This window comes from Pseudomonas wenzhouensis, assembly GCF_021029445.1.
Classification (GTDB): Bacteria; Pseudomonadota; Gammaproteobacteria; order Pseudomonadales; family Pseudomonadaceae; genus Aquipseudomonas; species Aquipseudomonas wenzhouensis.
This window is the reverse complement of sequence record NZ_CP072610.1, coordinates 978996-992916: the sequence shown is the minus strand read 5'-3', so window position 1 is coordinate 992916 and position 13921 is coordinate 978996. Positions and strand designations below refer to the sequence as shown.

Genomic DNA, 13921 nt, shown 5'->3' with positions numbered 1-13921 from the left:
GGGCCGGCAGTGTAACGCCGGGCCGCGCGCGGCTCAACGCGCAGCCCGGCAGGCTAACATGCGCACAATCGACACAACAGCCGACCTAGGTCATGCCGCGCGGTGCAAACCGGCCCCTATAATGCGTCAAGCCATTGGGGAGCCAGCATGTCACGTCCATCGTTACCGCTGTTCGCCGCCTGGCGCCAGACACGGCGCGCAGGTTACTCCTGGAAGGCCCTGCGCGGGGATCTGAGCGCCGGCCTGACGGTGGGTATCATTGCCATTCCACTGGCCATGGCGCTGGCCATCGCCGTAGGCGTGGCGCCGCAGCACGGCCTCTATACCGTGCTGATCGCCGCACCGCTGATCGCGCTGTGCGGTGGCTCACGCTTCAATATTTCCGGCCCCACCGCTGCCTTCGTGGTGATTCTGCTGCCGATCACCCAGCAATATGGCCTTGGCGGGCTGCTGCTGTGCACGCTGATGGCTGGCGTGATCCTGATCGCCATGGGACTGCTACGCGCCGGACGCCTGATCGAGTTCGTGCCCTATCCGGTGACGCTGGGCTTTACCGCGGGCATCGGTATCGTTATCGCCGTTCTGCAGATCAAGGACCTGCTCGGCCTGCACCTGGCCAGCGCACCGCAACACTTGCTGGAGCAACTGAACCTGCTGGTTCGCGCCCTGCCCAGCCTGCAGCCGGGCGACAGCCTGGTCGGCGCCGTATGCCTGGCCACGCTGCTGATCTGGCCACGCCTGGCGCCAAAGATTCCCGCACACCTGGTCGCCCTGGCCGTCGGTGCATTGCTGGCACTGCTTCTGGAGCGCCTGAGCCTGCCCGTGGCGACACTGGGCGAGCGCTTCAGTTATCAACTCGATGGCATCGAGTACCCCGGCATTCCGCCCTTCCTGCCGAGCCTGGCGTTACCCTGGAACCTGCCGGGCGCTGACGGCCAGCCGCTGACGCTGTCATTCGAACTGATCCGTCAACTGCTGGCCCCGGCCTTTGCCATCGCCATGCTCGGCGCCATCGAATCACTGCTCTGCGCGGTAGTCGCCGACGGCATGACTGGCAGCAAGCATGACCCCAACGCCGAATTGATCGGCCAGGGTCTGGGCAACCTGGCTGCGCCGTTCTTTGGCGGCATCACCGCGACTGCAGCCATTGCCCGTACCGCCGCCAACGTGCGCGCTGGCGCGTTTTCGCCAGTGGCCGCACTGGTTCATGCAGGCGTGGTGCTGGCAGCGATTCTGCTGCTCGCGCCGCTGTTCAGTTATCTGCCCATGGCCGCACTGGCAGCGCTGCTGCTGATGGTGGCGTGGAACATGAGCGAAGCCCACCACGTCGCTCACACCCTGCGTATCGCTCCGCGCAGCGATGTGCTGGTGCTGCTGACCTGCCTGGTGCTGACCGTATTGTTCGACATGGTACTGGCGGTAGGCGTCGGCCTGCTGCTGGCGGCAGGACTGTTCATCAAACGCATGAGCGAGCTGACCGATACCGCCACACTGAACCGGCAACAGCGGGAAGCCCTGCGCAACCTGCCCGAGCAGGTGCTGGCGTATGCGATTCGCGGCCCACTGTTTTTCGGCGCAGCGGAAAAGGCGCTGAGTGTGCTGCGCCGCTTCACGCCGGGCGTGCGCGTGGTGATCGTCGACATTGGCGCCGTACCACTGCTGGACATGACCGCCATCGCCGCGCTGGACAATGTGCTGCGTGACTATCGCCAGCAGGGCGTGGCGCTGATTCTGAGCGGGCCGACGGCGCAGGTACGCCTGCAACTACGGCGCGCCGGCGTGCGCAGCCGCGAGGGCGAACTGGCTTATGCGCGGGATCTGCCGCACGCGCGGGAAAAGGCATTGCGCTGGCTGGGAGAGGCCTGAGGCCTTAGCCCGGATAACACCCCGGCACAGCGACGAAAGCGAACCCGGATTTCATCCGGGCTACATACTGAGGCCGTAGACCTTTTTCATCCGGCTACACGCCAGGCGTCGACTGTTGGATCGGCGTCGCCATGTAGGAGCGGCGCCCCGCCGCGAATCTGGGCGCCGCTGACATCAACCGCTTCGCCCCGAGGCGGGGCTCCTACGAACAGCAGGTGTGTGAATCTGGCATCCGGCTTACAGCCCCTTGACCGCGTAGATGCCGGCGGCGTTGCGCCAGTAGCCTTTGTAGTCCATGCCGTAACCGAAGATGTACCGGTCGATGCACGACAAGCCCACGTAGTTGGCCTTCAGGTCCGGGCGCGCCTTGCGCTCGTGCTTCTTGTCGATCAGCACGGCGGTGTGCACGGCACGCGCGCCAGCATGGTGGCAGAAATCGATGATCGCACCGAGGGTATGACCCTCATCGAGGATGTCATCGATGATCAGCACGTCGCGGTCGATGAAAGACACTTCCGGCTTGGCCTTCCAGAATAGCTCGCCACCACTGGTTTCATTGCGGTAGCGGGTGGCATGCAGGTAGGAGGCTTCCAGTGGGAAATTCAGCTTGGTCAGCAGCTTGCCGGAAAAGATCAGGCCGCCATTCATCACGCAGAACACCACCGGATTGCACTCGGCCAGTTCGGCATTGATCTGGCTGGCCACCCGATCGATGGCCGCTTCCACCTCAGCTTCGGTGAACAGGCAGTCGGCTTCCGCCATGACTTGGCGAATGTGCACGAGATCGGAGGACATGATGGTGCTCTCTCTTGATCGGGCTGATGAATGGCGCAGACAGCTTCAAAGCTGATCGAGCCGTCAAATAAAAGCGGGCAAAGGTACAGACCCCGGCAACGCTTGCCAAGTGTCGACTGACCAGCGTAGCCGATGCGCAGCGCGGGACATCGTGACTAATCAGTCACTCACCACTTGGCATGAGCAATGCTTTAATCTAACGCGATTTTTTTCCCAGAGCCCCGTTGGAGATCCCAGCCCATGCCCACTCGCGAGATCCGCCACCCGCTGATCCGTCACAAGATCGGCCTGATGCGCCGCGCCGATATCAGCACCAAGAATTTCCGTGAGCTGGCCCAGGAAGTGGGCGCCCTGCTGACGTATGAGGCCACCAACGACCTGCCCCTGGAAGCCTACGACATCGAAGGCTGGGCGGGCACCGTACAGGTGGAGAAGATTGCCGGCAAGAAGATCACCGTGGTGCCCATCCTGCGCGCCGGCATCGGCATGCTCGACGGCGTGCTCAGCCTGATCCCGGGCGCCAAGGTCAGCGCCGTGGGCGTGGCGCGCAACGAGGAGACCCTCGAAGCGCACACCTATCTGGAGAAGCTCGCCCCGGAAATCGACTCGCGCCTGGCGCTGATCATCGACCCGATGCTGGCCACCGGCGGCTCGATGGTCGCCACTATCGACCTGCTGAAGAAGGCCGGCTGCAAGGACATTCGTGCCATGGTGCTGGTCGCTGCCCCCGAGGGCATCAAGGCGGTCGAGCAGGCGCACCCGGACGTGACCATCTTCACCGCCTCCATCGATCAGCGTCTGAACGAACACGGTTACATCATTCCGGGCCTGGGTGATGCTGGCGACAAGATCTTCGGCACCAAGCAGAAGGACGCCTGACATGTCGCAAACGGAATTCAACGATCCGCTGTGGCGCCAGGGCATTTCCGGCGCACAGATGCTGTTCGTGGCCTTCGGCGCCCTGGTGCTGATGCCGCTGATCACCGGCATGGACCCTAACGTCGCGCTGTTCACCGCCGGTATCGGCACCCTGCTGTTCCAGTTGGTAACAAAGCGCCAGGTGCCGGTGTTTCTGGCCTCCAGCTTCGCCTTCATCGCGCCGATTCTGGCAGCCAAGGGCGAGTTCGGCCTGCCTGCGGTCATGGGTGGCGTGATTGCGGCCGGCCTGGTCTACATCCTGCTGTCGGCGCTGGTGAAGCTGCGCGGCCCGAGCTTCATCGACCGCTTGCTGCCACCGGTGGTGATCGCCCCGGTGATCATCTCCATCGGCCTGGCGCTGTCACCGGTCGCGGTGAACATGGCCATGGGCAAGGCTGGTGACGGCAGCGTCGAACTGGTGCCGTACAGCACCGCGATGATGATTTCGATGCCGGCGCTGATCACCACCCTGCTGGTGGCCGTGCTGGGGCGTGGGATCTTCCGCCTGGTGCCGATTCTTGCCGGTATCGCCGTTGGCTGCGCCATCGCCGCCGTACTCGGTGTGATCGACAGCAGCGCCGTCAGCCAGGCGGCCTGGATCGCCATGCCCAACTTCATCGCCCCCGAGCTGCACTGGGGCGCCATTCTGTACATGGTGCCGGTCGCCCTGGCGCCCGCTATCGAGCACATCGGCGGCGTGGTGGCGATTGGCAACGTGACCGGCAAGAACTTCGTCAAACAGCCGGGCCTGCACCGCACCCTGCTCGGCGACGGCCTGGCCACCTCGGCAGCCGGCCTGTTCGGTGGCCCGCCCAACACCACCTACGCCGAAGTGACCGGCGCGGTAATGCTGACCAAGAGCTACAACCCGAAGATCATGACCTGGGCGGCGGTATTCGCCATTGCCCTGGCCTTTATCGGCAAGTTCGGCGTGGCCCTGCAGAGCATCCCGGTGCCGGTGATGGGCGGCATTCTCTGCCTGCTGTTCGGCTCCATCGCCGTGGTCGGTCTCAACACCCTGATTCGTCATCAGGTCGACCTGTCCGAAGCGCGCAACCTGATCATCGTCTCGGTGACCCTGGTGTTCGGTATCGGCGGCATGGTGATTGGCGGCAAGGAATTTGCCCTGTCGGGCATTTCCCTGTGCGCCATCAGCGCCCTGCTGCTCAACCTGGTACTGCCAGGCGGCGCCGGCTGGAAGAAAAAGGACGGGCAAGAGGCCTGATTCTCTCGCCCAAGAAAAAGCCCGCGATTGATTCGCGGGCTTTTTCTTGACGCTGGCGAACGTTACCAGCCGACACCAAAGCCAAGGGTGTAGCGGGTTTCGTCCAGATCCCCTTCGGCACCGCTGACCATGTCCTTCTCGGCCTTCATGTTCAACGACGCCCAGTCGGTGACCTTGTAGCGCAGGCCGATCTCGGCATCCAGGCTGTAGTCGGCGGCGCTGCTGAGCGGGCGCCCCACTTCACCGACGCTGAACAGCTCGACGGTCTTGCCGATCAGATAGCGGTTGTAGTCCCACTTCACGCTCATGGCATAGAAACGGTCCTGTTCGCCGTTGCTGTACAAGTAGTCACTGCGGTTGGCCAGGGTGGCGAGGGAGAACGACCCCAGCTCGTCATCCCAGAACTGGTAACCCGGACCGGTACCCAGGGTGCGCTGACGCTCGACTTCTTCGATACGGTCGCGCTTGTACTCGAAGCGCCCCTGCCAGAACCATTTCTCGGTGAGGAAACGGTCAAGGGCATATTCGGCGCTCCAGTTGTCGGTACTGACGACGTCGTTTTTCAGCTCGCGGTTGTAATCAGCCAGCGCGTTATGCCGCCACAGGCCATGACGGGCCTGGGTCTTGATGCCGACATCGTAGTCGTCGGAGTCGCGCTCACCGCGCTTGTAGTCCAGACCGAGGTCGACATTGCCCTTCCAGGTGAAGTCCTCGACCAGCGGCTTGGGCTTCATGATCTGCTCGATCTGCGCCAGCTCGATGGTTTTCGGCGAGTCACCATTGGCCAGTGTCACCTTGCCCGGCTCGGCGGCCAGCAGCGATTTGGCACGCTCGCCATCCACAGGGCCAAGTTTGACCAGCAGCTCATGGTCGCTTTGCAGGGTGGCGATTTTCTTCCAGCTCAGCGGAATGGAGCCGCCGTAGTCGGTTTCCAGCAGCAGTTTGCTGCCGTCGAAGAAACGAATGGTGCCGGTCAGGCGGTCACCGTTGGTCAGCCAGACGGTGTCGGCAAACGTGGCGGAGCTGAGCAGGGCAAGGCTCAGACCAAGCAGCGAGAAGGATGATGGACGCGACATGGCAGGTCAGTAAGGCTCTGATGGGCGAAAAAGCCGGGCATTATCCGCAAGCCCGACACTTGAGCAAGAGCTGACCGACAGCCTGCCGCAGAGTTCAGCGTATTTGGTCGGCCAACCCTGCGCAGGACGCTGCTGCCTGCTGCATCATTGGCCTTGCAGGCTCACCAACCGATGCCGACACCGATCAGGTAATGTCGGTCAGAAACCCTCTGACCCTGGGCCGCCAGTTGATTGAGCTCATAGAGCAGCGACAGCCGCGCCCACTGGTTGAGGCGGTAGCGCAGGCCCATCTCACTGTCGAGCACGTAGTCGATTTCAGCGATATGCGGGATCTGCAGCTCGGCGTTGGCGTAGAACTCCAACCGCGTGCCCCATAGCAGGCGCTTGTAATCGAGCTCCAGCGACGTGGTATTGAAGGCCAGGTCGGCGACGTCCGACTCCAGGCGTACACGATTGAACTGCCCGATCAAGTCGAAGCGACCCAGTTCGTCATCCCAGAAGCGATAACCGGGGCCGGTGCCGACGATACGCTGACGGTCGACGATCTCGAATTCATCCTCGCCCTGCTGCACGCCCGCACGCCAGAACCAATGCTCGGTCAGAAAGCGGTCGAGGTCGTATTCCAGCTCCCAGTTGTCTTCGACCTTGCGATCATTCTTGATTTCACGCTCCAGTTCGCCGCTGAGCAGATGGCGCCAACGACCATGCTCGACGCGGGTATTGCCCTTGAGCTTCCACTCGTCGACATCGTTCTCGTTGCGCTTCATATCCAGTTTGGCATCAAGGTTGCCCTCCCAGAGGCGATCCTCCAGCAACGGCCGTGGCGGCACCAGGCGCTTGATCTGCGCCAGCGGCAAGGTGTACTCGCGCTCACCCTGCACGCGAACCATGCCCGCGCCGGCGGCGGCCAACCTTTCGCTGCGCTCGTTGTCGAAACCGCTGCGCCGCACCAGCAGGGGCTTGTCGGAGCTGAGGGTATCGATATCCTTCCAGTCGATCAGCACCTGGCCGGCATATCGGGTCTTGAGCGCCAGCTTGCCGCCATCGAGCAGGATGATTTCGCCGCTCAGACGATCGCCGTTGTTCAACCAGACGGTATCGGCCCAGAGCGGTGCAGCCAGGATTGAAAGACACCAGGCAATCAGTACACGCATGATAAGGACGCACCCCATGGGCAGGATCAAACCGGCAGAGTCTGCATGGCCGGCCTCGCCACCGGCAAGCGCAGAGGCACGCCGCGAAGCGCTGTACCTGGTATTGGCACAGGTGCCGGCCGGCAAGGTCGTCAGTTACGGCGAACTGGCGCAGTTGGCCGGCCTGGGCCGCGCCGCACGCTGGGTCGGCCGTACCCTGGGCCAACTCCCCGATGGCACCACCCTGCCCTGGCATCGTGTCATTGCCGCAGGCGGCCGTCTCAGCCTGAGCGCTGGCAGCCCGGCGGGCGCCGAACAACGGGCGCGCCTGCGGGCGGAGGGCATCAGCATCCTGAACGAACGTGTGGATATGCGTCGTCACGGCTGGCGTCCGATGGAGCACAGCAGTTAGAGTGCGCCCTACGAACCACCCCTCCAGCCCAGATTCGAGCCTGATGCCACGCAAATCCTGGCGAGAAGCCCTCGCCACCTACGCCAACCCCGCCACACTGGCGCTGCTGCTTCTGGGCTTCGCCGCCGGCCTGCCCTACATGCTGGTGTTCTCGACCCTGTCGGTCTGGCTGCGCGAAGCCGGCGTAGCGCGCGAGACCATCGGTTTTGCCAGCCTCATCGGCCTGGCGTATGCCTTCAAATGGGTCTGGGCCCCGATGCTCGACCAGTGGCGCCTGCCAGTGTTGGGCAAGCTTGGCCGGCGCCGCTCCTGGCTGGTGCTGTCACAGGGCCTGGTTGCCATCGGCCTGATCGGCATGGCGCATTACGATCCGCAAACGCACCTCTCGACGCTGATCGCCCTGGCCGTGCTGGTCGCCTTCGCTTCGGCCACCCAGGACATCGCCGTTGATGCCTACCGCCTGGAAATCCTCGGCGATGAGCATCAGGCTGCGCTGGCCGCCGCCTACATGACCGGCTACCGCGTCGCCGCGCTGCTGGCCACCGCCGGCGCGCTGTATTTCGCCGAAGGCTTCGGCTCGACCGCCAAGGTCTACCAGTTCAGTGCCTGGACCGGCACCTATATGGTCTTCGCCCTGCTGATGCTGCCCGGCCTGCTCACCTCCATCTGGATGCGCGAGCCACCGGCGCCGCCACATATCCATGTGGCGCCCCCCAAACACGGTTTCTTCCATCAGTTGCTGGCGATCAGCGCGGTGATCGTGCTGATCGTGTCCGTGCCGACCATGTTCATCCAGTTCTACCAGAGTGACCTGGTGCCGATGCTACTGGGTGACGTCAGCATGCAGGAGCTGCTCTACAGCGACCGCGCCTTCCTGCGCGCCATGCTCTACAGCACCCTGGCCTGCGTGTGCGCATCCGGGCTGTTCTGGGGTGGGCTGGCGCCGGTGCTGAAAACGGCAGCGGCGAGGTATGGTTTCTTCCATCAGCTGCTGTCCGTGCTGCTGCTGATCATCCTGCTGATTGCCGTGCCGGCGATGATCACCCAGTTCTACGAAAGCGATCTGCACCTGGTCCTGCAAGGCCAGATGAGCCTGCAGGAACTGCTCTACCAAGACCGCGCCTTCCTCCGCGCCCTGCTCTACACCCTGCTCACCAGCCTGTCGATTTCCAGCCTGTTCTGGGGCGGCATGGCCCCGGTGCTGACGCCGATCAACGACTTCATCGTGCGCTATCGCTGGCAGGCACTGCTGCTGCTGAGCCTGATTGCCACCTATCGCCTGTCCGATACCGTGATGGGGGTGATGGCCAACGTCTTCTACATCGACCAGGGCTTCACCAAGGAGCAGATCGCCAGTGTCAGCAAGATCTTCGGCCTGGTGATGACCCTGCTCGGCGCCGGGGCCGGCGGCCTGCTCATCGTGCGTTTCGGCATCATGCCGATTCTCCTGATCGGCGCGGCCGCCTCGGCGGCCACCAACCTGATGTTCATGCTACTGGTGGGCATGGGCCCGCACCTGAACATGCTGGTCGTCACCATCAGCTGCGACAACTTCAGCGCCGGCCTGGCCACCTCGGCCTTCGTCGCCTATCTGTCGAGCCTGACCAATCTGAAGTTCTCGGCCACCCAGTACGCCCTGCTCAGCTCCATCATGCTGCTGCTGCCGCGCCTGATTGGCGGCTACTCGGGAGTGATGGTGGAAAGCCTGGGTTATGCCCACTTCTTCCTGGCCACCGCGCTGATGGGCATCCCCACGCTGCTGCTGATCACATTGCAGTGGCGCCGCGACAAACGCCTGCCGGCGCCGCAAGAGGCGCCGCCTGCAGCCGAAAAAGCCTGATCAGCGACCGACGGCCGGCCCCTGGCTCGCCGTGGCGCGTTGCTGCGACGCGCTGAACGGGCGGGCATCAGGCCGGCTGTTCAGGCTTTTCCGCTGCCCGCCACAACACCTCGGCAACGCCCTGGCGCCTGGCGATCAGACGCGCAGCGACGAACAGCAAATCGGAGAGGCGGTTGACGTAGGCCAGGCCTTCACCGCGTAGCGGCTCGACGGCATTGAGGTGCTGGCAGCGCCGCTCGCAACTGCGCGCCAGGCTGCGGCAGACATGGGCCAGGGCGATCAGTTTGGAGCCGCCGGGCAGGATGAAGTTTTCCAATGGCCCGACCTCTTCGTTCCAGCGGTCGATGGCGGCCTCGAGGCGTTCCACCTCCACCTGCTGCAGCGCCTGGTACTCGGGCATCGCCAGTTCGCCCCCAAGGTCGAACAGGCGGTGCTGGCAGGGGCCAAGAATGTCACTGATTTCCTTGAGGCCTGGCCAGGTCACACTGGCCTCGTTCAGCTCGGCGAGCAGCAAACCAAGCTGACTGTTGAGCGTATCCAGCTCGCCCATGGCCTCGACGCGCGGGTGGTCCTTGCCGACCCGGCGGCCATCGGCCAGGCCGGTCTCGCCCTTGTCGCCGGTACGGGTGTAGATCTTCGAGAGACGAAAGCCCATGGTTCAGAGTCCTGTGTGCTCGGGCAGGGAGGCCAGCGGCAGGCGCAGGGTAAAGCAGGTGCCCTGGCCCGGCGTGGAGTGCACTTCCATCTGCCCCTTGTGATTGTTGGTGATGATGAAATAGGAGACCGCCAGACCGAGGCCGGTGCCCTGACCGACCTCCTTGGTGGTGAAAAAGGGTTCGAAGATGCGCTTGCGCACGGTTTCGCTCATGCCGATGCCGTTGTCCTCGACCTGCACTTCCGCCCAACTGCCAGCCTGCCGCGTACGCAGGATGATACGGCCTGGCTCGGCCTCGTCGTCGCGTTGATGAATGGCCTGCGCGGCGTTCTTCAGCAAGTTGAGCAGCACCTGCTCCAGTTCGTTGGCAGTCGCGGCTACCGGCCCCAGCAACGGATCGAACTGGCGCACGATTTCCAGGGTGCGGAAGTCGAAACCATCAGCCAGGTCGAAGTCGTTGCCGGCAATTTCCAGCGCCTGATCGATCAGTGCCGGCAGCTCGCAGGGCGACAGCTGACGGTCGCTACGGCGGCTGAAGCTGAGCATATGGCTGACGATCTTGGCGGCGCGCTGGCCAGCCTGCTGGATGCCATCGAGCAGGCGCGGAATCTCGCGCGCCTCCATGTACTGCTCGATGGCAGCCAGGCTGATGCCGGCCTGCTCGGCCCGTTCGAGGTTTATTTCCAGCTCCGGCGACAGGCGCCGGCGAATGTTCTGCACGTTATGCAGGATGGCCCCGAGCGGGTTGTTGATTTCATGCGCCATACCCGCCGCCAGGCCGCCGACCGAGAGCATCTTTTCCGACTGCACCATCATTTCCTCGAGAGCCAGGCGCTGGGTGATGTCGTCGATACGGATCACCACGCCACGCCCGGCACCGCCCATCAGCGGGTAGAACGTCAGGGCGTAATGATGAGGCTCTTCGCCCTTGTGCCAGGTGACACGCTCGATCTTCTCCACCCGATGTTGTTCGGCGGTACCTTTGAGCTGGGGCAGAAACGGCTTGAGTGGCGGAAAGGCGAGGAACACCGGCTGGTTCAGTGCCTCTTCCAGCGGCGTGCCGGATAACGTGCTGGCCTCCTGATTCCACTGCGTAACGTAAAGCTGCTCATCGAGGGCGATCAGCGCCGAGGGCATGGAGTCGATGATGCTGTTGAGGTAGTTCTGGAAACCGGTGAGCTTCTTCTCGATCTTGCTGCGCACCTGCACTTCCAGCTCCAGCTTGCGGTTGGAGTGGCGGGTTTCCTCGGCCAGGCTCTGCGCCTGATCGAAGGCCTGCTGGGCGTCGTCGCGGGCGCGCTTGAGTTGCTGCTCGCGGGCTTCCATGCGCATCAGCATGGTGTTGAAGGCATCGGCCAGGCTGCCGATTTCGTCCTGATTGCCGCGATCGGCGCGCAGCGCATAGTTCTCTTCGCGGGTAACCTGACGCGACAGTTCCTCGAGACGGCGGATGGGCTTGGTCACCAGACGCTTGATCTGTTTGGCCACCAGCAGCCACAACAGCACGCTGAACGCCAGAATCACCAGGCTGGCGGTCAGGGTGCCGGTATAGAACGCCCCCGGCAGTTCACTGGAGGCGACCAGCAACAGGGCACCGGGACGACCGCTGGGATGCGGCAGGTCGACCAGCAGATTGGTGCGAAAAGCCGTTTCGCGCCAGTGCTGCAACTGGCTCAGTTGCTGTGGCAATTGCAGTTTCTCCCCGCGCTGCAATTGCGCCAGGCTGTTGCCATTGCTGTCATAGATCACCGCTGCACGCAGCGGCGCGTAATCATCCAGGCGCGTGAGCACAGCCTCGGCCGAGGCCGACGAGTGCAGGGCTTCCTTGCTCAGCGTCGGGCTGGCGATCAGGCGGCCCAGGGTGTGCAGCGCCTGTGGCGCCATGCTTTCCTGGGTGATCCAGTAGGCAGCACTGATGAAGGCCAGATTGGCCACCAGCATCACGGCGGCGAGCAACGCCAACAGTGCAGCGAGCAGCTTGCGGCCAACCGGCAGGTTTTCGAGGCGCTGACGCAATCTCATGAAGGTGTCGTGGTGACGAATGGAAACGGCAGGTTAGCGCGGTTGCCCACTGCCTGTGTAGGGCGGTTGTAACCGGCCAGGCCATGAGCGGCGGTTTGCCACGTCAATCCAGCGGCAAACCCCGTTCGCGCAGATGCTTGATCAGACGCTGCTGCAGCTGCTCCAGCTGTGGCAGGTGCAACTGCTGGCGCCGTGCAGCCGCGCAGGCGTAGCCCAGCAGATAGCTGAGCTCGGTACGCCGCCCTTGCGCAACGTCCTGATGCATGGAGGAGTAGTTGGCGGCGGTGGCATGGATCACCCGCAGCACGTCCTCATGCAAATGCTCTGCAGCCGCCGCCTGGCCGCAGCCCTGCAGCAGGGCAACGAGTTCGCTGCACAGGCTGGCGACTTCAACCGAGTGCCCGGCCAGCTCGCCGTTACGGCAGTCGTACAGCACGGTGAGCGGGTTGATCGCGCAGTTCAGCGCCAGTTTGCGCCACAGCCGCGCGAGAATGTCCGGGCTCCACTGGTGCGTGATGCCGGCGTGCTGCAGCTCGCTTAGCCAGGCGGGCGGTTGGGGGTCATGCGGGTCGCCCAGCCAGTTTTGCCCCTGGCCGGCAAACACCACCTGAAAATCGGCAGGACGAAAGGCACCTTCGGTGCTGGAAACGAACAGGCAACGTTGCGCGGGCAGATCACGGGCGACGGCGTCCTGACTGCCGAGACCATTTTGCAGCAGCAACAACTCGGCGCCCGGCGCCAGACGCCTGGCGATACTCGCGACGGCCTGCTGCGCGTCATAAGCCTTGCAGGCCAGCAGCAAACGATGAATGGGCGCATGCGCCTGCGGCAACTCGGCAGGGATGGCGAAGCGCTGAGCCTGCCCCGCCTCGATCAGGGTCAGGCCACCGGCCTGACGATAGGCCTCGAGGCGTTGCCGGTTGCGCAGAATCAACCTGACCGGCAGACCGGCACGAGCCAGACGCGCAGCCCACAGGCTGCCGAGGCTGCCGGCGCCGAGAATGTGCCAGGTCACGGCAGGGGCAACCGCATGGCGGCGACGCGACCGCTGGCGTAGGACTCGGCCAGCAGCTTTTGTGCATGCTGGATCAGTTGCTCGGGGTCGGTGGGCAGTGCCTTGGCATCGATGCCGACCAGGCTGATGCCCGCCTTCAGGGTGATGAAGCCTTCGCTGGTCTTGAATGCCTTGAGGTTCAGCCCCTCGTGCAGACGCTTGAAACTGCTCGGCGAACATTCCTGCAGATCATCAAGCAGCGTGATCAGGCCAAAATGGTTGTCATCCAGACGGGTCAGCACATCCAGCGGCCGGACCAGTTGCTGCAGCCGACGGGCGGCACTGTGCAGCAGCTCATTGAAGAAGCGTTCTCCATACTGGCTACGCAGTTGCGTGGCTTCGGGCAGACCTATCAACAGGTAGCAGACAGCGCCGCCGCGTGATTCGATCTGGCGCAGGCTGTCGGAGAGCTTCTGGCGCAAATAGCGCGGGTTGCCCAGCCCCGTCAGCGGGTCGACCAGATTGCGGCGCTCCAGGCTGGCGACACTCTGCGTGAGCATGCGGTTTTCGTGCAGCAGGCGCTGCAGGGTATTGCACAGCCGGTCGGCGGCGTACACACGCGGCACCAGCTGCTCGTTCATGGCCGCCTTGCTGATGAAGTCATCGACGCCCCGGTCGAAGGCCTCGCCCAGCACGTTTTCGCCTTCCTTGCCGGTGAGCAGGATGATGTAGGTGTAGTGATCGGCCGTCTCGTCCAGCTGACGTACCCGCGCGGTCAGCTCCAGGCCGTCGATCTCGGGCATCAGCCAGTCGGCCAGCAATACGCTGGCCGGGCGCTGCTCCAGTTGCTGCAGGGCTTCGCTGGCGCTGCTGGCAAAGCGTACGTCCTGGTAGCCAGCCTGGCTCAGTGCACGGCCAATCATGGCACTGGAGAACTTGGCGTCGTCCACCACCAGGATGCTGAGATGGGGGTTAGGCATGGTAC

Annotated in this window: 11 protein-coding genes and 1 pseudogene; 5 read left to right on the top strand and 7 right to left on the bottom strand. The window is 63.8% G+C overall.

The genetic code is table 11. The annotated features are described in order from the left end of the window. Nucleotides 1–147: 147 nt before the first annotated feature. Nucleotides 148–1866, top strand: coding sequence for a C4-dicarboxylic acid transporter DauA (gene dauA, locus J7655_RS04485; RefSeq protein WP_230926752.1), 1719 nt, complete (start codon nt 148–150; stop codon nt 1864–1866). Between the two features lie 237 nt (nt 1867–2103). Here dauA and J7655_RS04480 read toward each other — a convergent pair whose 3' ends face one another. Beyond that, entirely contained in the window at nt 2104–2661 is a 558-nt protein-coding gene (locus J7655_RS04480) for a hypoxanthine-guanine phosphoribosyltransferase (protein WP_230926751.1), read from the bottom strand. Nucleotides 2662–2901: 240 nt separating this feature from the next. Between J7655_RS04480 and upp the strand changes: the two genes are divergently transcribed. Then, nucleotides 2902–3540, top strand: coding sequence for a uracil phosphoribosyltransferase (gene upp, locus J7655_RS04475; protein ID WP_024307051.1), 639 nt, complete (start codon nt 2902–2904; stop codon nt 3538–3540). Between the two features lies 1 nt (nt 3541). Beyond that, complete coding sequence (locus tag J7655_RS04470; protein WP_230926750.1) at nt 3542–4804, top strand: uracil-xanthine permease family protein; 1263 nt, start codon at nt 3542–3544, stop codon at nt 4802–4804. Between the two features lie 62 nt (nt 4805–4866). Here the strand turns inward: J7655_RS04470 and J7655_RS04465 are convergent, their stop codons facing one another. Both J7655_RS04465 and J7655_RS04460 read right to left on the bottom strand, forming a co-directional pair. Beyond that, nucleotides 4867–5880 (bottom strand): DUF481 domain-containing protein, encoded by a 1014-nt coding sequence (locus J7655_RS04465; protein WP_230926749.1) that lies wholly within the window; start codon nt 5878–5880, stop codon nt 4867–4869. A gap of 161 nt (nt 5881–6041) precedes the next feature. Continuing rightward, the gene (locus J7655_RS04460) at nt 6042–7034 is read right to left on the bottom strand and encodes a DUF481 domain-containing protein (RefSeq protein WP_230926748.1); all 993 of its coding nucleotides are present in this window, start codon (nt 7032–7034) and stop codon (nt 6042–6044) included. A gap of 16 nt (nt 7035–7050) precedes the next feature. On the opposite strand from J7655_RS04460, the gene J7655_RS04455 reads away from it, so the two are divergent. Both J7655_RS04455 and J7655_RS04450 read left to right on the top strand, forming a co-directional pair. Further along, on the top strand, nt 7051–7425 hold the full coding sequence (locus J7655_RS04455; protein WP_230926747.1) for an MGMT family protein: 375 nt from the start codon (nt 7051–7053) through the stop codon (nt 7423–7425). 43 nt (nt 7426–7468) lie between these two features. Continuing rightward, complete coding sequence (locus J7655_RS04450) at nt 7469–9265, top strand: AmpG family muropeptide MFS transporter (protein ID WP_230926746.1); 1797 nt, start codon at nt 7469–7471, stop codon at nt 9263–9265. A gap of 67 nt (nt 9266–9332) precedes the next feature. Here the strand turns inward: J7655_RS04450 and J7655_RS04445 are convergent, their stop codons facing one another. The 4 genes and pseudogenes from J7655_RS04445 to J7655_RS04430 all read right to left on the bottom strand — a co-directional run. Beyond that, nucleotides 9333–9920, bottom strand: a complete 588-nt coding sequence (locus J7655_RS04445; RefSeq protein ID WP_230926745.1) for a cob(I)yrinic acid a,c-diamide adenosyltransferase — start codon at nt 9918–9920, stop codon at nt 9333–9335. A 3-nt stretch (nt 9921–9923) separates the two neighbouring features. Next, nucleotides 9924–11942, bottom strand: a complete 2019-nt coding sequence (locus tag J7655_RS04440) for an ATP-binding protein (RefSeq protein ID WP_230926744.1) — start codon at nt 11940–11942, stop codon at nt 9924–9926. A 103-nt stretch (nt 11943–12045) separates the two neighbouring features. Continuing rightward, on the bottom strand, nt 12046–12957 hold the full coding sequence (locus J7655_RS04435; RefSeq protein WP_230926743.1) for a putative 2-dehydropantoate 2-reductase: 912 nt from the start codon (nt 12955–12957) through the stop codon (nt 12046–12048). After that, nucleotides 12954–13919, bottom strand: a pseudogene (locus tag J7655_RS04430) (response regulator); the annotation flags it as partial. The pseudogene J7655_RS04430 and the gene J7655_RS04435, both read right to left, overlap by 4 nt. Between the last annotated feature and the right edge of the window lie 2 nt (nt 13920–13921).

Bases quoted from the DNA above. Each gene is read 5' to 3' on its own strand.
- dauA (WP_230926752.1), top strand. From the start codon at position 148: ATGTCACGTCCATCGTTACCGCTGTTCGCCGCCTGGCGCCAGACACGG.
- J7655_RS04480 (WP_230926751.1), bottom strand. From the start codon at position 2,661: ATGTCCTCCGATCTCGTGCACATTCGCCAAGTCATGGCGGAAGCCGAC.
- upp (WP_024307051.1), top strand. From the start codon at position 2,902: ATGCCCACTCGCGAGATCCGCCACCCGCTGATCCGTCACAAGATCGGC.
- J7655_RS04470 (WP_230926750.1), top strand. From the start codon at position 3,542: ATGTCGCAAACGGAATTCAACGATCCGCTGTGGCGCCAGGGCATTTCC.
- J7655_RS04465 (WP_230926749.1), bottom strand. From the start codon at position 5,880: ATGTCGCGTCCATCATCCTTCTCGCTGCTTGGTCTGAGCCTTGCCCTG.
- J7655_RS04460 (WP_230926748.1), bottom strand. From the start codon at position 7,034: ATGCGTGTACTGATTGCCTGGTGTCTTTCAATCCTGGCTGCACCGCTC.
- J7655_RS04455 (WP_230926747.1), top strand. From the start codon at position 7,051: ATGGGCAGGATCAAACCGGCAGAGTCTGCATGGCCGGCCTCGCCACCG.
- J7655_RS04450 (WP_230926746.1), top strand. From the start codon at position 7,469: ATGCCACGCAAATCCTGGCGAGAAGCCCTCGCCACCTACGCCAACCCC.
- J7655_RS04445 (WP_230926745.1), bottom strand. From the start codon at position 9,920: ATGGGCTTTCGTCTCTCGAAGATCTACACCCGTACCGGCGACAAGGGC.
- J7655_RS04440 (WP_230926744.1), bottom strand. From the start codon at position 11,942: ATGAGATTGCGTCAGCGCCTCGAAAACCTGCCGGTTGGCCGCAAGCTG.